14 protein-coding genes are annotated in these 18,084 nt (G+C 39.5%); 12 read left to right on the forward strand and 2 right to left on the reverse strand.

What is annotated here, in order from left to right; all coding sequences use genetic code 11:
* Positions 1 to 717: 717 nt before the first annotated feature.
* The 10 genes from HMPREF9304_RS02340 to HMPREF9304_RS02385 all read left to right on the forward strand — a co-directional run bounded on the left by HMPREF9304_RS02340 (position 718) and on the right by HMPREF9304_RS02385 (position 11,719).
* Complete coding sequence (locus HMPREF9304_RS02340) at positions 718 to 1,923, forward strand: tetratricopeptide repeat protein (protein WP_036926223.1); 1,206 nt, start codon at positions 718 to 720, stop codon at positions 1,921 to 1,923.
* Positions 1,924 to 1,926: 3 nt separating this feature from the next.
* A complete protein-coding gene (locus HMPREF9304_RS02345; RefSeq protein WP_036926190.1) occupies positions 1,927 to 3,243 on the forward strand; it encodes a DEAD/DEAH box helicase in 1,317 nt (438 codons plus the stop codon).
* A 109-nt stretch (positions 3,244 to 3,352) separates the two neighbouring features.
* Positions 3,353 to 4,420, forward strand: a complete 1,068-nt coding sequence (serC, locus tag HMPREF9304_RS02350; RefSeq protein WP_036926191.1) for a 3-phosphoserine/phosphohydroxythreonine transaminase — start codon at positions 3,353 to 3,355, stop codon at positions 4,418 to 4,420.
* Positions 4,421 to 4,601: 181 nt separating this feature from the next.
* Positions 4,602 to 5,519, forward strand: coding sequence for an NAD(P)-dependent oxidoreductase (locus HMPREF9304_RS02355; protein WP_036926192.1), 918 nt, complete (start codon positions 4,602 to 4,604; stop codon positions 5,517 to 5,519).
* Positions 5,520 to 5,524: 5 nt separating this feature from the next.
* Positions 5,525 to 6,772, forward strand: coding sequence for a DUF1015 domain-containing protein (locus tag HMPREF9304_RS02360; RefSeq protein WP_036926193.1), 1,248 nt, complete (start codon positions 5,525 to 5,527; stop codon positions 6,770 to 6,772).
* Complete coding sequence (locus tag HMPREF9304_RS02365) at positions 6,772 to 7,359, forward strand: IMPACT family protein (protein WP_036926194.1); 588 nt, start codon at positions 6,772 to 6,774, stop codon at positions 7,357 to 7,359. Before HMPREF9304_RS02360 ends, HMPREF9304_RS02365 begins: the two co-directional genes overlap by 1 nt.
* A 410-nt stretch (positions 7,360 to 7,769) precedes the next feature.
* Positions 7,770 to 8,720 (forward strand): signal recognition particle-docking protein FtsY, encoded by a 951-nt coding sequence (gene ftsY, locus HMPREF9304_RS02370; RefSeq protein ID WP_008125600.1) that lies wholly within the window; start codon positions 7,770 to 7,772, stop codon positions 8,718 to 8,720.
* Positions 8,721 to 8,744: 24 nt separating this feature from the next.
* A complete protein-coding gene (gene rimO / locus HMPREF9304_RS02375) occupies positions 8,745 to 10,046 on the forward strand; it encodes a 30S ribosomal protein S12 methylthiotransferase RimO (protein WP_036926224.1) in 1,302 nt (433 codons plus the stop codon).
* Positions 10,047 to 10,061: 15 nt separating this feature from the next.
* Positions 10,062 to 10,349, forward strand: a complete 288-nt coding sequence (locus HMPREF9304_RS02380; RefSeq protein ID WP_008125604.1) for an HU family DNA-binding protein — start codon at positions 10,062 to 10,064, stop codon at positions 10,347 to 10,349.
* Positions 10,346 to 11,719: an HU family DNA-binding protein gene (locus tag HMPREF9304_RS02385; protein WP_036926195.1), complete on the forward strand. Its 1,374-nt coding sequence runs from the start codon at positions 10,346 to 10,348 to the stop codon at positions 11,717 to 11,719. The genes HMPREF9304_RS02380 and HMPREF9304_RS02385 overlap by 4 nt, the downstream gene beginning before the upstream one ends.
* Positions 11,720 to 12,088: 369 nt before the next feature.
* Here the strand turns inward: HMPREF9304_RS02385 and HMPREF9304_RS02390 are convergent, their stop codons facing one another.
* Together HMPREF9304_RS02390 and HMPREF9304_RS02395 are read right to left on the reverse strand one after the other, a co-directional pair.
* The gene (locus HMPREF9304_RS02390) at positions 12,089 to 13,663 is read right to left on the reverse strand and encodes an Rne/Rng family ribonuclease (protein ID WP_036926196.1); all 1,575 of its coding nucleotides are present in this window, start codon (positions 13,661 to 13,663) and stop codon (positions 12,089 to 12,091) included.
* A 313-nt stretch (positions 13,664 to 13,976) separates the two neighbouring features.
* Positions 13,977 to 14,261: an HU family DNA-binding protein gene (locus HMPREF9304_RS02395; RefSeq protein ID WP_008125609.1), complete on the reverse strand. Its 285-nt coding sequence runs from the start codon at positions 14,259 to 14,261 to the stop codon at positions 13,977 to 13,979.
* An 854-nt stretch (positions 14,262 to 15,115) separates the two neighbouring features.
* On the opposite strand from HMPREF9304_RS02395, the gene dinB reads away from it, so the two are divergent.
* Both dinB and pyk read left to right on the forward strand, forming a co-directional pair.
* Complete coding sequence (gene dinB / locus HMPREF9304_RS02400) at positions 15,116 to 16,204, forward strand: DNA polymerase IV (protein WP_036926197.1); 1,089 nt, start codon at positions 15,116 to 15,118, stop codon at positions 16,202 to 16,204.
* Positions 16,205 to 16,462: 258 nt separating this feature from the next.
* A complete protein-coding gene (gene pyk, locus HMPREF9304_RS02405) occupies positions 16,463 to 17,932 on the forward strand; it encodes a pyruvate kinase (protein WP_008125614.1) in 1,470 nt (489 codons plus the stop codon).
* The last annotated feature ends 152 nt before the right edge of the window (positions 17,933 to 18,084 follow it).

Here is an 18,084-nt window from a genome sequence, read left to right on the forward strand (position 1 = left end):
TTATTTTACCAAAAAACGACCATCTAAAATCTTCAAAATAGAAAAAATCAATAGGCAATCCATATACAAAAATGGGCTGATTTTACCAAAAAAGCTGTCGTTTTAAGTTGGAATATTGATTTAACGGGCTTGGAAACATACATTAGCGGCGTTATTCACATGCTTCAACCTCATTAAAGCATGCAAATTGTTAGCTTATCTCAATGGGTTAGTCGAAGAAAAAAGGGGAAAAAGAAAGTAAAAGGAGAGACTTTACTTGTAATATGTTCAATAACAAGCGATTATGAACATTGCTCATAACTCGCGTATTTGCGACCAACTTTGTTGTTGGTGGTTTACATGCGAGTTATGAGAGGCACTTTGTAAAGAAAATTCAGCATTTATTTTTATTTAATACGTCGTATCATCGAGATTACAAACACGACTTCGGGGGTGTGCATCGTAGTGAAACTATCATTCATCAATGAAAGAGCTGTAGTTCATAGTTTTTTAGAGTCAAGCCATACTTATTGTTAAAAAGAGAGGTACAGGTTTGTCTATATATATAAATAAGGTGAAGATAATAATGCAAGTTTTGTCGGAATAATCTCTTTGATATATGGAAAATTGCGTATATTTGCATAACAAATGGGGGATTAGTTTTTAAGACATATTTTATACCTATCATTATTTTTGGACATTGTTCCAGTAATTGAATATAGTTTTACGTAGTAGATGATGAAAAGACTTTTATATATTTTCTTTATAGTAAGCTTTGTTGTGACTGCCCAAGGACAGAGAAAAGAGATTTTACAAGCAAGACAATGGGTGAAACGTGGAAACAATTTGGATAAAGCCGAAAAATCCATGCGCAGCTTGCTCAATGACTCAACCAACAGAAGCAATAAAAAAATATGGTTAACTCTTTTTGAAGCGGTTAGAAAGCAATATGAGCAAGGAAATGAGAAGTTGTATTTGAAGCAAAAATACGATACCACACGGTTGTTTTCTTTGGCAAGAAATATGTTTGAAGATTTACAGGCATTTGATTCCATTGATGCACTACCTAATAAAAGGGGGAAAGTAGCTCCAGCCTATCGTAGCGAACATGCACAATATCTGCATCAAATCAGACCGAATCTCTTTAATGGTGGGGCTTTCTTCCTTAATAAAAAGAAATATGCTGAAGCCTATCAAATGTACAATACTTACATTCAGAGTGCTTATGAGCCATTGTTTGAAAAATACCAGTATGTAGAGAAAGATAGGCGAATGCCTGAAGCTTCTTATTGGGCTGCATTTAGTGCTTACCAATTAAGGAACTATGATGCAACTTTGAAACATTCGCATCTCGCATTGAAGGATTCGGTGCATTATCCCTACATGCTGCAATATCTTGCCAATATCTATGAAGAGAAAAAAGATACAACCATGTATCTAAAGGTTTTGGACGAGGGATTTACCACTCATCCCAGCTTTCCATTTTTCTTCCCTCGATTGGTTGATTATTATGTAATGACGAAACAATTTGATAATGCCTTGGACGTCATTGACCGAGCGTTAGCGGTGGACAGTACCAATCAGTTATATCAATTTGCCAAGAGTACCGTACTTTTGAATACCGGTAGATACGATGCGTGTATTCAAATCTGTGATGACCTCATCGCAAAGAATGACAGCATGCCAGAACCCTATCTCAATGCAGGTCTTGCTTATTTCAATCAAGCTGTTCTCTTAGACAATGATACGAAATTATCAAAGAAAAATAGAAAGCAAATTCTTGGCTATTATCATAAGGCTTTGCCCTATTTAGAGCGTTATAGGGCTTTGGCTCCCGAGATGAAAGATAAATGGGGTACGCCGCTGTATACCATCTATCTGAATTTGAACATGGGTAAGGAGTTTGAAGAAATCGATCGTATTATCAATCAAAAACAAAAATAAGTCATGAATGTCACCGTCGATTTAGCCAAATTAGGGATAGAACAACTGAGTGCCATGCAGTTGAAAGCTTCTGACAGCATTGCACAAAGCGGACGTGATGTTATCCTTCTATCTCCAACTGGGTCGGGAAAGACTTTGGCTTATTTGTTGCCGATTCTTCAAAAGTTGGATGTAAGTTCAAAAGAGGTGCAAGCCGTAGTGATAGTTCCCAATAGAGAGCTTGCCATTCAATCAGCAGAAGTCTTGCAACTGCTCACCAAAGCAATGAAAGGATTTGCGTGTTATGGTGGACGTCCCGCCATGGATGAACACCGACAGTTGCGACAAGTACAACCACAAATCGTTTTTGCTACGCCTGGAAGGTTGAATGACCACTTAGACAAACGAAACATCAGTATTGAAACGATTCAATATGTCGTTATTGATGAATTTGATAAGTGTTTAGAGATGGGATTCCAAGAGGAGATGAGCAAGATACTTGAGAAGCTTACTGCCGTCAAACAGCGCATCCTTCTTTCGGCAACAGATGCCGTAGAAATTCCTCATTTCGTCAACATGAATAATGTCGACCGATTGGATTATCTCACATCAGCAACCGTCTCTCATCAGGTTCGAGTCTTTTCGGTTCGTAGTCCGGACAAGGATAAGCTGCAAACACTCAAACAACTGTTGTTGTCGTTTGGAAATCAGAGTACGATAGTGTTCACGAATTATCGGGAAAGTGCCGAACGCATCCATGATTTTTTGACATTTCAACATTTTTACTCTACTGTTTTTCATGGTGGTTTAGATCAGCAAGAACGTGAAAGTTCGATCTATAAATTTTCTAATGGGTCGGTGAATATCTTGGTGAGTACGGATTTGGCTTCGCGTGGATTGGATATTCCAGATGTAGACAACATCGTTCACTATCAATTGCCAGACCAAGAAGAAAACTATGTACACAGAACGGGGAGGACAGCTCGTTGGGAAAAAGAGGGTAGGGCGTTCCTGCTCATTGGCCCCACAGAGGTGATACCTGCATACACTATCAGTCATACTCAAGAATATAGCATCCCTGTTACGGACAGTCAGCCCGCATTACCCAAAATGGCAACTATATATATAGGTAAAGGGAAGAAAGATAAGATAAGCAAAATGGACGTTGTTGGGTTCTTGTGTAAGAAATGTCAACTTGCTCCTGATGAGATAGGACGTATTGATGTGAATAATTATTACGTATATGTGGCAGTCCAAAGAAATAAGTTGCAAGAAGTTCTAAAAAGGGCAAAAGGACAAAAAATTAAGGGTTTGAAAACGATTTTTGAGGCTGCAGAATAGAAAAAACGCGGAAAGTGCAAAATAATACAGTTTTTATTTTTGTCTTTCAAACTATTGTTGTAAATTAGCAACCAATTACTAATACTTGTTTAATTTTAACTTTAAAACAATGGAAAAATACAATTTTAATGCAGGTCCATCAATCCTTCCTCGTGAAGTAATTGAAAACACAGCGAAACAAATTCTTGACTTTAATGGTATCGGACTTTCTCTGATGGAGATTAGTCACCGTTCAAAAGACTTTCAGCCAGTTGTTGACGAGGCTGTAGCTTTGATTAAAGAGTTGTTGCAGATACCAGAAGGTTATGCAGTTATCTTCTTAGGTGGTGGTGCATCATTGCAGTTCCACATGATTCCTAACAACTTCTTTGTAAAGAAAGCTGCTTACCTGAATACAGGTACATGGGCTAAGAAAGCTTTGAAAGAAGCAAAATTCTTCGGAGAAGTAGTAGAAGTAGCTTCTTCTGCAGACAAGAACTATTCTTATCTTCCTAAAGGATGGAGCGTACCTGAGGATTGTGATTATTTTCACATTACTTCCAACAATACCATCTACGGTACAGAGATACGTAAAGACTTGGATGTAAAGGTGCCACTTATTGCAGATATGTCATCAGATATATTTAGTCGTCCTATTGATGTTTCTAAATACGCATGTATCTACGGTGGAGCACAGAAGAACTTGGCTATGGCTGGTGTTACATTCGTTATCGTTAAGGAAGACATGTTAGGTAAGACCGGACGTGAAATACCAACGATGTTGGATTATCGCACACACATCGAGAAGGGTTCTATGTTCAACACTCCTCCTGTTGTTCCTATCTATTCAGCTCTCGAAACATTGCGTTGGATTAAGAAGAACGGCGGTGTAGAAGCAATGGATAAGTTGGCTCACGAAAGAGCAGACTTGTTATATGCTGAGATTGACAGAAACAAACTGTTCAAGGGAACTGTTGCTAAAGAAGATCGCTCATTGATGAATATCTGCTTTGTCATGAACGAAGAATACCAAGATCTTGAAAAACCATTCTTCGAGTTCGCTACTGAACGTGGTATGGTTGGTATCAAGGGACACCGTTCTGTTGGAGGTTTCCGTGCAAGTTGCTACAACGCTATGAGTGTTGATGGTGTGAAAGCACTGATTGCTTGCATGAAAGAATTCGAAGACAAACATTAATCCATTACAAACTACAAACTAATCATGATTTACAAATAGGCTAAAATAAGAAAATTAGGTGAGCGTAATTATCCAGTTTGCTTGATACAACCTTATTTTAGCCTGTTTGTTCATCAATTCATGCGTAATCACTTCCTATTGTGGTTACGTACTTAATTAACCCATTCAATATTCTAAACAAATGAAAGTACTTATTGCTACAGAAAAACCTTTTAATGCAAAGGCAGTTGAGGCTATTAAAAAAGAGTTGGAGAGTCAGAATCATTGCGTTAAACTGTTAGAAAAATACACTTCTACCGATGAACTCAAAGATGCTGTTAAAGATGCAGAGGCGATGATTGTTCGTTCTGATAAAATAACGAAAGAAATCCTTGATGCTGCTCCAAAACTTAAAGTTGTTGTTCGTGCAGGTGCTGGTTACGATTCTATTGACACCGCTTATGCCAAAGAAAAAGGTATTGTGGTAGAAAATACTCCTGGTCAGAACTCTAATGCAGTTGCTGAATTGGTATTTGGCTTGTTGATTTATATGTGTCGTAGCTGCTTCTCAGGAAAATCAGGTTGTGAACTGAAAGGTAGAAAATTAGGTATCTTGGCTTTCGGTAACATTGGTCGTCATGTAGCTCGCATCGCTAATGGTTTTGGTATGGAGGTATATGGCTTCAGCCGTTCGCATGCAGAGAATCCTAAAAAAGAAGATGGCGTACAGTTTGTAGCTACCAAAGAAGAGCTTTTCAAGAAGTGTGATATTGTTAGTGTACATCTTCCCGCTAATGAACATACAAAACAAAGTGTTGGTTACGATGTTGTTAATTTGATGAAGAAGGGTGGCATTTTGGTAAATACTGCTCGCAAGGAAGTTATCAACGAACCAGAATTGTTGCGTTTAATGGGTGAACGTGAAGATCTTAAATTTGTGACAGACATCAAGCCAGATGCTGATGCAGAATTCGCAAAGTTCGAAGGTCGTTACTTCACTACTCCTAAGAAGATGGGCGCACAGACAGCAGAAGCTAACGCTAATGCAGGAATTGCTGCCGCACAGCAAATCAATGCTTATTTCAAAGACGGTTGCACGAAATTTCAAGTTAACAAGTAAACACTATGGCAACAATTAAACCATTCAAAGGCGTTCGACCTCCAAAAGATTTAGTCGAAGAGGTTGAGTCACGTCCATACGATGTCTTGGATTCTGAAGAGGCGAGAGAAGAAGCTGGAGATAATGAAAAGAGTCTGTATCACATTATAAAACCAGAAATCGATTTCGAGCCAGGAACTTCTGAATATGACCCACGTGTCTATGAGCAAGCAGCTAAGAACTTTAAGAAGTTCCAAGATAAAGGCTGGCTCAAGCAAGATGAGCACGAAAACTACTATATCTATGCCCAAACCATGAATGGTAAGACACAGTATGGATTGGTAGTAGGCGCTTATTGTCAAGACTATCTTAATGGAGTTATTAAGAAGCATGAACTGACCCGAAGAGATAAAGAAGAAGACAGAATGAAGCACGTACGGGTATGCGATGCCAACATAGAACCAGTTTTCTTTGCTTATCCCGACAATCAAACGCTTACAGCTTTGATAGAGCGTTATGCCTCTGAAAATCCTGAATACGACTTCATTGCTCCTATTGACGGTTTCAGACATCAATTCTGGGTAATCTCCGATGGGAAGGATATTGAAACAATTACAGCTGAATTTAAGAAGATGCCAGCCTTGTATATAGCTGACGGTCACCACCGTTCTGCAGCTGCTGCATTGGTTGGTGTTGAAAAATCGAAAGCCAATCCTAATCATACAGGTCATGAAGAATATAACTATTTCATGGCTGTTTGCTTCCCTGCATCTCAGTTAACCATTTTAGATTATAATAGAGTGGTGAAGGATTTGAACGGAATGACATCAGAAGAGTTCTTAAAAGCTTTGGAGAAAAACTTTGATGTTGTTGAGGAAGGTACGAAGAGTTACAAGCCGCAGCAGTTGCATGAATTCTCTTTGTATCTGGACGGAAAGTGGTATAGCTTGAAAGCAAAACCAGGAACATACGACGACAACGATCCAATTGGGGTATTGGACGTAGATATTTCTTCTCGATTGATACTTGATGAATTACTCGGAATCAAGGATTTACGTTCAGACAAGCGTATTGATTTCGTTGGTGGCTTGCGTGGCTTGGAAGAGCTTGAGCGTCGAGTAGACAGTGGAGAAATGAAGATGGCATTGGCTCTTTATCCTGTTTCTATGCAGCAGATTATGGATATTGCAGACTCAGGAAAAATTATGCCACCGAAAGCAACATGGTTTGAACCTAAACTGCGTAGTGGCTTAGTGATTCATAAACTATCTTGATGACAGATCAATATAGAACCATAACTCATCAAATGGGCGAGGGATTTTACTCCGAGAAACGGAGTAAATTCCTCGCCTTTGCGCACCATGTCACGACTGAAAATGAAGTGAAGGAATTGTTGCAAGCTTACAAGAAGAAATATTATGACGCTCGCCACTGCTGTTATGCGTACATGCTGGGAGCGGACAGAAGTGTTTTCCGTGCGAATGACGATGGTGAACCTTCCAGCACCGCAGGAAAACCTATCTTGGGACAAATTAACGCTCATGAATTGACTGACATCTTAATTGTTGTTGTGAGATATTTTGGTGGTACCAAATTGGGAACCAGTGGACTTATTGTCGCTTATAGAACAGCTGCTGCGGCAGCTATAGAAAATGCACAAATAGAAACGAGATATGTAGAAGATATTATTGATTACTCTTTTACCTATCCGCTGTTAAATGAAGTTATGCGAGTAGTGAAAGAGTTGGAGCCTCGAATTGTTTCTCAAACATTCGATAATACTTGTCACATCTCCTTAGCCATACGAAAATCTCAAGCTGCTGAATTGCGTCAGCGATTGCAACAATTATCTTTTCAATAATCCCTTGTGTACTGCTTGTCCTGTTGAAGTACAGTGTTTTTCCCTTTTGTTGCATTGAAAAACATTGACAAGTGATTTTGAACATACAAACTAAAAATGTTGAGTAATTTTGGAGCTGTAGTCAACTCTTAGAAATTGTGAGCTTCATTCATAGAGATAGAGCGCTATGAATGGTGGATGATTTTAATAATTATGCTGAAGGCTATTGAAAATTGCTTGTAGATTGAGAAAATATCGAAAAAATGTGCTATCTTTGTAACGTATATATACAGTTGATTTAACAAGGATAAAGTATTTCATGCGTGAGTGTTTCGTCTTATAGAAGAACTTCATACATGCCAATTAAGTTATTCAATTATTGACAGTTATCTCTCTTTCGGGATATTCAATTATTAGGAAAAGATAGTATTATGGGAATTTTTGGTCTCTTCAACAAGAAAAAGAAAGAAACCTTAGACCAAGGTTTAGAGAAGACAAAGCAAAGTGTGATAAGCAAACTTTCGCGAGCCGTTATAGGGAAATCTAAGGTAGACGATGAAGTGTTGGATAACCTTGAAGAGGTGCTTATTACCTCTGATGTCGGTGTTGATACGACTTTAAAAATTATCCAACGTATAGAAGAACGGGTAGAACGTGATAAATACGTCTCTACCTCTGAACTTAATGCCATTCTACGTGAAGAAATTGCCACTTTGTTAGCAGAGAATCATTCCGAAGATAATGAGAGTTGGAGTTTGCCAACAGATCATCAACCTTATGTTATCCTTGTTGTTGGCGTCAATGGTGTAGGAAAAACTACAACAATAGGAAAGCTTGCTTATCAGTTTAAGCAGGCTGGAAAGAAAGTATATTTGGGAGCTGCAGACACTTACCGTGCCGCTGCGGTAGACCAAATCGTGATATGGGGTGAGCGAGTAGGAGTACCTGTCATTAAACAACAAATGGGTTCTGACCCTGCTTCGGTCGCTTTTGACACGTTGCAGAGTGCTAAAGCTAATCATGCAGACGTAGTTTTGATTGATACAGCAGGACGCTTACACAATAAAGTGGGACTGATGAACGAGCTGAAGAAAATCAAAGAGGTAATGAAAAAGGTACTGCCTCAAGCTCCAGATGAAGTGTTGTTGGTTCTTGATGGTAGCACTGGTCAGAATGCATTTGAACAAGCAAAACAGTTTTCTGCGGTAACTCAAATTACGTCTTTGGCGATTACCAAACTTGATGGTACGGCTAAAGGCGGCGTAGTGATTGGCATCAGCGACCAATTGAAAGTGCCTGTGAAGTACATTGGATTAGGAGAGCAAATGGAAGATTTGCAACTCTTTCAGCGAAAGGAATTTGTTGATAGCCTTTTTGGATAAAAATAAAAAAAGTAGTTGGTTGTTTTGAAGAAAAATCAAATTGATATTATTACCATGGGTTGCTCAAAGAATCTTGTTGACAGTGAGAAGTTAATGAGATTGTTTGAAGACAACGGCTATCGTTGTACCCATGACAGTGAGTCTCCTGATGGTGAAATTGCGGTTATTAATACTTGTGGTTTCATAGAATCGGCAAAAGAAGAGAGTATCAATACCATTTTAAGTTTTGTCGAAGCTAAGAAAGAGGGTAGACTAAAGAAGCTTTTTGTGATGGGTTGTTTGAGCCAGCGATACAAAGATGAACTGGAGAATGAAATCCCTGAAGTGGATAAATTTTATGGAAAATTCAATTATAAGCAACTCTTGTCTGATTTGGGAAAAGCTGAAATATCCTCCTGTCATGGCTTGAGACATCTGACAACACCCCGCCATTATGCGTATTTAAAGATTTCAGAAGGCTGCGATCGTCAGTGTGCTTATTGTGCCATACCACTCATGACAGGTAAACATAAGAGCAGATTGAAGTCGGATATTTTAGCGGAAGTCAAGGACATGGTGGCACAAGGGGTGAAAGAATTTCAGGTCATTGCCCAAGAATTGACTTATTATGGTAGAGATATCGATGGCAAGCAACATATTGCGGACCTGATTTCTGCGATTGCAGAGATAGAAGGAGTGCAATGGATTCGGCTTCATTATGCTTATCCAAACCAATTCCCGTTAGAGCTTTTAGACGTAATCAGAGAAAACAAAAAAGTTTGTAACTATCTTGATATTGCTTTACAGCATATTTCAGATGGCGTGTTATCTCGTATGCATCGCCATGTGAGTAAGCAGGAAACGCTCAATCTCATCAAGACCATTCGAGCAAAGGTTCCAGGTATTCATTTACGAACAACGCTCATGGTTGGATTTCCTGGTGAGACGGAAGAAGAATTCCAAGAATTGCTTGACTTTGTTCGGTGGGCACGATTTGAAAGAATGGGTGCCTTTATGTATTCGGAAGAAGAGGGTACCTATGGTGCTTTGCATTATCAAGATGACGTGTCGTTGGCAATGAAGCAACACAGACTGGATCTACTCATGGCTGTGCAACAAGAAATTAGTGCAGAGATTGAGGCAGAAAAGATAGGAAAGACAATGAAAGTAATCATTGACAGAAAAGAAAACGATTACTATATTGGACGTACAGAATATTGTTCTCCTGATGTTGACCCTGAAGTCTTAATACATTCGACGGGGAAGAACTTGGAAATTGGAGCATTTTACCAAGTGAATATCACGGATGCAGAGGAGTTTGATTTGTACGGAGAAGTTGTTGAATGAAATATCATACAATCCATGAATAACAAAGAGTTTATCGCAGAACTTGCGCAGCGTTGTGGATATACACAAGAAAAAACGCAAAATTTAGTCAATATCTTGGTAGAAGCGATGGCTTCAAACTTTGATGAAGGAGAAGCCGTATCTATCCCTTCTTTCGGTACCTTTGAGATAAAAAAGCGATTGGAGCGTATCCTTGTCAACCCATCGACAGGTAAACGAATGATGGTACCGCCCAAATTGGTTCTCAACTTCCGCCCCACACCTTTAGTGAAAGAACAACTGAAGAAAGGAGGCAACTCATGATTAAATTAACAGATTTGGCAGCTGTATTGGTTGAGAAAGCAGAACTGACAAAGCGAGAGGCAGATTTTTTCATACCTTTATTTATAGATGTACTCACAACAGGACTGAAATCGGGCAAGCAAGTAAAGATTAAAGGTCTTGGAACTTTCAAGGTAACAGCAGTGAGTCCGCGTGAAAGTGTGGATGTGAATACAGGAGAGCGAATCTTGATAGAAGGAAGAGATAAAATATCTTTTACACCTGAAGTTGCGTTGAGAGATAGAGTGAACGCTCCATTTGAACAATTTGAGACGGTCACCATTAGCGATGATGCTGATTTCTCCGAAATAGACGAACGATATCAAGCTGAAGAAAATACGGAAGAACAAGAAGAGACTTCGCCTACACAGCCTCCAAAAGAAGAAGAACAGCAACCAGAGGAACAGCTTGCACAGCAAGAAGTAGTGACAGATAACGTTGATGCACCTTCTAAAGAGATGGCAAACGAACCCGAAGAAAAGCAGGTAGAGCCATTGGTTGAGCCTTCGCAACAGCCTGAAAGTTCGGTTATCGTAGCTCCTATGACCGAAGAAAAGAAGGAAGAAGCAAGTGAGAACCTTCAAAACACTGCTGATAAACAGAGTGAGGAGATGTCTACATTCGCTAAAACCGATACGGCAAAGGTTGAAACGACAGAGGCTGTATCCGATGAAATTGATGAGATTAGTGAAGATACGCAATATCTACGCAAAACTTTGCATCGTACTCAGCGCAATCAAAAATTATTGATTGGAGCGGTTTGCTGCCTGTTGTTGTTGATGATTGGTAGTGGTTTGTATGTCGCTCAACAATTCTCACTTCGTGATCATCGCATCGAACATCTCATGGCAGAACTAATTTCTGCAAAGAAAACAAATGAGAGTGCGGTAAAAGAAACACCGCAAATGGATGAAAATGCCGACCAGCAGGATAATAATACAAAAGAACAAACGAATCAAACGGACGGAAGTAACGACGTTTCTGCAGCACAGCAGCACGAGGATGCTGCTCCTGTGAGCAAGGAAACTTCATCTTTAGGACAGCAACAAGTTACAACTCGTTCAGCAAACCGAGCCACTTCTGCTGAAAAAACACAAGAGACACAAACGAAAGATTGCCAATATGCTGCAAAATATGATGCAGATCCTCGCATTAGAACGGGTGCTTACGCCATCATCGGTATTGCTCAAACAGTCACGGTTCGCCCCGGACAGACGTTAAGCTCAATCAGTAGAGCTTATCTTGGTCCTGGAATGGAGTGCTATATGGAAGCAGTGAACGATAAAGCGGAACTGAAAGCTGGCGATAAGGTGAAGATTCCAGCACTTAAGTTGAAGAAGAAACTGAAATAAAACTGCAAAACATCTCAATGATGAAGAAGTAGTTATTTTCCCTTTTACTTATTCCTTGTTTTTGATTTGCTTGAGGGGCTGCTCAAAGAAACAAGTTGTCAGCTTTGAAAATCCGCTCCCTATTAAATTTGGAGTCCGTTCTTTGTTGCACACAGAAGACGAAAAATATAATATGTTGGGTACTTCTTTGGCAATGTTAGCACCACCGAAGAAGATCGATGACCAACAAGCAGGGTAGGAAAGTCATTCGGTGAAATCTGCTGAAGTGAACAGAAGAGGAAAGAAGACTTGTTTTAGTTGAAAACAGACCGTATAAAAAAAGTAGAATTTAGACATTCTGAAATGTTCTAAATTCTACAGATAATCATTTTATTTTGTTTCAATTTCTTCCTTCATATCAATGAACTCCTTTTTTGCGTCATAAAATTCATATTGCAAAAAAGCGAGTTTCTGTGAAGGAACAATGTTCACACCCAGTCCATATTTTATCTGCCATTTTCGTTTCAAGGAGATAATTCCTTGATTGATGTAAGCAGCCACGTATGGATGGACGTGTAGATAGAATCGCTTAATTCCTATCTTGTTAACCAGTTTGTCAATTTTATCCTCAAGCCGATCGGTGAAGAGTATGCTTGAACGAATTTTACCAGTACCGTTACAGGTTGGACACGTCTCGTCAACACTCACATCCATGACCGGTCGCACACGCTGTCGAGTGATTTGCATCAACCCAAATTTGCTTAAAGGGAGTATGTTATGTCGTGCGCGGTCATTCTGCATGTTCTTACACATCCGCTCATAGAGCAATTGTCTGTCCTCTGCAAGGTGCATATCAATAAAGTCAACAACGATGATACCACCCATGTCGCGCAGACGTAACTGTCGTGCCAGTTCGTCGGCAGCGCCTAAGTTCACTTCCAAAGCGTTGGCTTCTTGTCCATTTTCGTTGCGTGTCCGGTTTCCACTATTTACATCTACAACGTGCAAGGCTTCTGTATGTTCAATGATGAGATAAGCGCCATGCTTGTAGTTGATAGTCTTTCCAAAGCTTGACTTAATTTGTTTTGTGATGTTGAAATTATCAAAAATAGGAACACTTCCCGTATATTTCTTGACAATTCCAGCCTTATTGGGTGCTATGAGTGAGACATAATCACTGACTTGTCGGTAAGCTTCGTCATTGTTTACATAGATGTTCTCGAAATCAGGACTAAAAATATCTCTTAAAAGAGCGATAGCTCGAACAGCCTCTTCATACACTAATTGAGGTCTGTTCTGTGTTTTTTGAACTTTGACAATTGCATTTTGCCAACGCTTTGTCAAGACTTTCATTTCACCCTCTAACGCAGCAATCCTTTGACCTTCTGCAACAGTTCTAACAATGACACCGCAGTTTTTGGGGCGTATTGTTTGAACGAGTTGTTTCAGTCTGGCACGTTCTTCGCCTTTTTTTATTTTCGACGATACTGATACCTTGTCTCCAAAGGGGATAAGTACCAAGAAACGTCCAGCAAACGATAGCTCTCCCGTAAGTCGAGGTCCTTTAGTAGAAATAGGCTCTTTCACTATTTGTACTAAAACTTCTTGACCTACAGTGAGTGTAGACTGTACACTGCCGTCCTTCTTTAAGTCAGGAAGGTGCGAGGCTTTATCGAATGGATAGAGTTTTTTTCGGTCACTCTGTACTTGTTTTAAGTACTTGGTGTAAGAATTAAATTGGCTTCCTAAGTCAAGATAGTGAAGAAAAGCGTCACGTTCGTAACCTACATCTACAAAGCAGGCATTTAAGCCTGGCATTAATTTCTTTACCTTTGCGATGTAAACATTACCCACAGAGAAAGAAGCTGATCGAGGTTCGTTCTGATATTCTACCAGTCGCTTGTCCTCTAACAAGGCAGTCGATATGTCTTTCTCTTGGACATCTATAACAACTTCGCTGGTCATTTCTCTTCTTTACTTTACTTAGTTACATTAAAAAGGGCGGGTCAATCAAAATCCACGCTAGGACTCTTTGACACGCCCCACTGTCAGTTTAGACGTTTTAGCAGGATTATTTGCTCTTATGTCTATTCTTTCTTAGTCTTTTTTTACGCTTATGCGTTGCCATTTTGTGGCCCTTCTTTTTCTTACCGTTTGGCATAATGTTAAATGTTTAAATTGTTCTTTTTATATTACTATAATATTTGTCCATTAAATGAATATGGGCGATAACGTAAAATACTGGAGATGAAACCAATGATTTAGTCTATCTAAAGTCTTAGTTAGACTCTTTCATCGCATTCACAAAACTCTTTGAAGGCTTAAAGCTTGGCAAGTTGTGAGCGTCAATCGTTATCGTTGTGTTCTTTTGTATATTCCTTGCTGTTTTGGCTGCTCTGTGTTTAATAATAAAACTACCAAAACCTCTTAAATAAACATTTTCCTTTTTTTCAAGAAGGCTTTCCTTCACTTTGCTCATAAAGCTTTCTACAACCACAGCAACCTCTTTCTTTTGCAATCCTGTAGAAGCGGCAATTTCATTAATAATATCTGCTTTTGTCATTTTACCAACGTGTTATTTTGTTGCTTGTTATTACTTTAGTTTTCTTTTTGAACTGCAAATATAGTGGTTTTTTGCCTTATACGAAAATATATTAAGTTATTTTTGCCAAAAGTGCCTATAATCAGCACATAAGCACTCTTGTATTCAGATGTTTATAAGAGGAGGAAGAGACCTCAATGCAGCTCAATCTTTATTTGATTTCAAAGAGCCGTTGGCATCAACAAATAAATGCTGAATTTTCTTTACAAAGTGCCTCTCATAACTCGCGTGTAAACAACCAACACTAAAGTTGGTCGCAAATACGCGAGTTATGTGCGAGGTTCATAATCGCTTGTTATTAAATATGTTATGAACAAACTGTCTCTTTTTATTCCCATTTTTACCTTTTCTTGGCGACTGAAGCATTGAGATAAGCCTGCTATTTGCATGCTTTAATGTCGTTGAAGCATGTGAATAACGACCCTAATACATGTTTCCAAGCCCGTAAAGTCAATGTTCCGACTAAAAAATCCGTCTATTTTGGTAAAATCAGCCCATTTTTGTAGGGCGTTTGCCTATTAAATTTTTCTATTTTGAAGATTTTAGATGACCGTTTTTTGGTAAAATAACAGAACAAAAGTAAGAAATACTTTTATCAAAAATGCCCAAATTTGGAATGCCATTATAGTTACAAAAAATGATGCTAATGAAGCGCATGAGGTTTACAATGCGATTCGTTCCATTCAGTAGGTTTGTTGTCGAAACGAAAGCACAAAGATGGTTTTGTATCAGCATCCACCTTTATTAAATAAAAAGGCAGTGGATAAGAACCAACTCGGTTTGCGTTATTTGGCAAAAATGAGTAGCTTTGCATCATGAGGAAAATTATTCATGTAGACATGGACGCCTTCTATGCAGCCGTTGAACAGCGCGATCATCCTGAACTGCAAGGTAAGCCTATTGCGATTGGGTATGATGGACCCCGTGGCGTTGTCAGCACTGCCAGCTATGAAGCGCGCCAATATGGCGTCCATTCGGCGATGTCAATTGCCAAAGCCAAACGCTTATGTCCTACATTGTTAATCATTCCTCATCACGGTGAGCGTTATCATGAAGTTTCAAAAGAGGTGCGACAAATCTTTCACGAATATACCGATGCGGTAGAACCTATATCCATTGATGAGGCTTTTCTTGATGTGACAGAGAATAAATTTCAAATAGAAGATGCCAAAGAAATAGCCATACAGATAAAAGCAAAGATACTCGAACGCACGCACTTAACAGCCTCTGCTGGCGTTTCATTTAATAAGTTTTTAGCAAAGATTGCCTCGGAATATCAAAAGCCAGATGGGCTTTTTGAGATTTCGGCAGATGAAGCATACGAATTTATAGGGCAGTTACGCATTGAAGATTTTTGGGGTGTAGGCCCTAAAACGGCAGCACAAATGCACAAGATGGGCATTTTTGTTGGTTCACAACTTAGACAAGTGTCAGAAAAACATTTAGTAGAGGTGTTTGGTAAGTTAGGTCATGTTTATTATCAGTATGCCAGAGGTTGCGACGATAGACCAGTGGTCTCGGAATGGTTGCGCAAGTCGGTTGGTTGCGAACGCACCTTTTTGAAAGATATTTCAAACCAATCTGCTGTTTTAATTGAACTATATCACACAGTGTTGGAGCTTGTGGAAAGAATAGAGGAAGCCAAGTTTGAAGGAAAAACTTTGACTTTGAAAATCAAGTTTTATGACTTTGAACAGATTACTCGAAGTGTAACGGCTTCGGAAGCACTGACAACAAAGAATCAGATACTGCCGTTGGCTAAGCAACTGTTGAAAAGCGTTGACTTTTCCATACGACCTATTCGACTGTTAGGATTGGCTGTTTCCAATCCTTGGATAGAGGAAAATATCCCAACCGAACGAAAGTGGAAGGAGGAATGGATAGAGGGGTTTGAAAATCTGTGAGCGCTACCTTAGGTAGTGCATGAGAGAGCTGTATCCTAAAAAACGATTTTGTATCGCAGATAAGCCAGAAAATCATTTGGACATATAAGATTTCTTTCGTAATTTTGCATACATAAGCAACCAGTTAACAAATCCAGTTTACTTTTCTGTAGCTGGTTTTGTTTAATTTTAGTTCAAAAAAAATATGGATAATAGCTAATGATGTTGCGACATCTGGTATAATCTTTGTAAACGACCACCATTTAACTCAAAAGAATAATGAAACAAACAAAAATAGTCTGCTCTATCAGTGATTTGCGCTGCGATGAAGACTTCTTGCGCAAACTGTTTTTTGCAGGGATGAACGTTGTGCGAATGAATACTGCACACGCTACACCTGAAGGTATGACTCGCATTATTAAAAATGTGCGAGCAGTATCCTCTCATATCGGTATTTTAATAGACACCAAGGGACCAGAGGTGAGAACGACCAATGTAGAACAACCCCTGACATACAAAACGGGCGAAATAGTGAAAATCTTTGGACGCCCAGACATTGACACAACTCATGACGCCATCAATTTGAGTTATGCGGATATTACGAAAGATGTCAGGGTGGGTGATGACATCTTGTTTGATGACGGTGCGCTCTGCATGAAGGTAATCGAGAATGCTGGTCCCATGTTGATAGCTCAAGTGCAGAATGATGGAGTGTTAGGAGCTCACAAAAGTGTGAATATTCCTGGCGAACACATTGATTTGCCTGCACTTACAGAAAAGGATAAGCATAATATTTTGTTTGCTATCGAGCAAGATATCGATTTCATTGCCCATTCTTTTGTGCGCAATGCAGAGGATGTCAAAGCGGTACAAGCTATTTTAGATGAGCACAATAGTGACATCAAGATTATCTCAAAAATCGAGAATCAAGAAGGAGTAGATAACATTGACGAGATTATAGAAGCCTCTTATGGTGTGATGATTGCTCGAGGAGACTTGGGAATCGAAGTTCCTATTGAGGAAATTCCTGGTATTCAGCGGCAAATCATACGTAAGTGTGTGATGAAAAAAAAGCCCGTTATCGTAGCTACACAGATGCTGCATACCATGATTCATAATCCACGACCCACACGAGCAGAAGTCACAGATATTGCTAATGCTATCTTTTCGCAAACCGATGCTCTTATGCTGAGTGGTGAAACGGCGTCAGGGAAATATCCTTTGGAAGCCGTGCAAACCATGGCTCGCATTGCAGAACAAGCAGAAGCAGATAGAACATGGGACAGTGATGTTAATCCTATTCAGAAAGACAATATCACCCAACGTGAATTCTTGGCACATTCAGCCATAGAATCAACACGACAGTTGGGTGTGAAAGGCATCATCACCGACAGTGAAACTGGTTTGACAGCTCGAAATTTGGCTGCTTTCCGAGGTCCTACACCTATCTTGGCTATCTGTTACAGAGAGAGGACACAGCGCTTGCTCAACCTCAGTTATGGTATTCTGCCCATCTACCAAAAGGAACACACCAACTCGGAATATATCTTTACAGCAGCTATCCGCATGCTCCGACAAAAAGGTTACATTCAGTCTGAAGATAAGATCGCTTATTTGAGTGGCAGCTTTGGAAAGAATGGAGGTACTACTTTGCTCGAAATAAATAGGGTGAGTCAGGTGTTCGATAAGTCATACGAGTTCCATTTGCCACGTTATGGCGATGTCAACTCAAAGAAACAGCAAGATTAGGAGAAAAGGTTTGTTGATGTGACAAGACTGAACATCAGAGTTATAAGTTCGGGAAAAATTGTTTGTGAACACATATCCATCATTCAGAACTTTGATCATATCCCCATTCAATCTATATGCAGCCAACCGCAAAGTCTTTCATAGGTGGGAGC

The organism is Hoylesella timonensis S9-PR14 (genome assembly GCF_000762405.1).
Taxonomy (GTDB): Bacteria; Bacteroidota; Bacteroidia; order Bacteroidales; family Bacteroidaceae; genus Prevotella; species Prevotella timonensis_A.

What these genes read in the sequence shown, in the direction of transcription:
- dinB (WP_036926197.1), top strand. Translation starts at nt 15,116, where the DNA reads ATGAGGAAAATTATTCATGTAGACATGGACGCCTTCTATGCAGCCGTT.
- HMPREF9304_RS02385 (WP_036926195.1), top strand. Translation starts at nt 10,346, where the DNA reads ATGATTAAATTAACAGATTTGGCAGCTGTATTGGTTGAGAAAGCAGAA.
- ftsY (WP_008125600.1), top strand. Translation starts at nt 7,770, where the DNA reads ATGGGAATTTTTGGTCTCTTCAACAAGAAAAAGAAAGAAACCTTAGAC.
- HMPREF9304_RS02390 (WP_036926196.1), bottom strand. Translation starts at nt 13,663, where the DNA reads ATGACCAGCGAAGTTGTTATAGATGTCCAAGAGAAAGACATATCGACT.
- HMPREF9304_RS02340 (WP_036926223.1), top strand. Translation starts at nt 718, where the DNA reads ATGAAAAGACTTTTATATATTTTCTTTATAGTAAGCTTTGTTGTGACT.
- HMPREF9304_RS02360 (WP_036926193.1), top strand. Translation starts at nt 5,525, where the DNA reads ATGGCAACAATTAAACCATTCAAAGGCGTTCGACCTCCAAAAGATTTA.
- HMPREF9304_RS02355 (WP_036926192.1), top strand. Translation starts at nt 4,602, where the DNA reads ATGAAAGTACTTATTGCTACAGAAAAACCTTTTAATGCAAAGGCAGTT.
- HMPREF9304_RS02365 (WP_036926194.1), top strand. Translation starts at nt 6,772, where the DNA reads ATGACAGATCAATATAGAACCATAACTCATCAAATGGGCGAGGGATTT.
- serC (WP_036926191.1), top strand. Translation starts at nt 3,353, where the DNA reads ATGGAAAAATACAATTTTAATGCAGGTCCATCAATCCTTCCTCGTGAA.
- pyk (WP_008125614.1), top strand. Translation starts at nt 16,463, where the DNA reads ATGAAACAAACAAAAATAGTCTGCTCTATCAGTGATTTGCGCTGCGAT.
- HMPREF9304_RS02345 (WP_036926190.1), top strand. Translation starts at nt 1,927, where the DNA reads ATGAATGTCACCGTCGATTTAGCCAAATTAGGGATAGAACAACTGAGT.
- HMPREF9304_RS02380 (WP_008125604.1), top strand. Translation starts at nt 10,062, where the DNA reads ATGAATAACAAAGAGTTTATCGCAGAACTTGCGCAGCGTTGTGGATAT.
- HMPREF9304_RS02395 (WP_008125609.1), bottom strand. Translation starts at nt 14,261, where the DNA reads ATGACAAAAGCAGATATTATTAATGAAATTGCCGCTTCTACAGGATTG.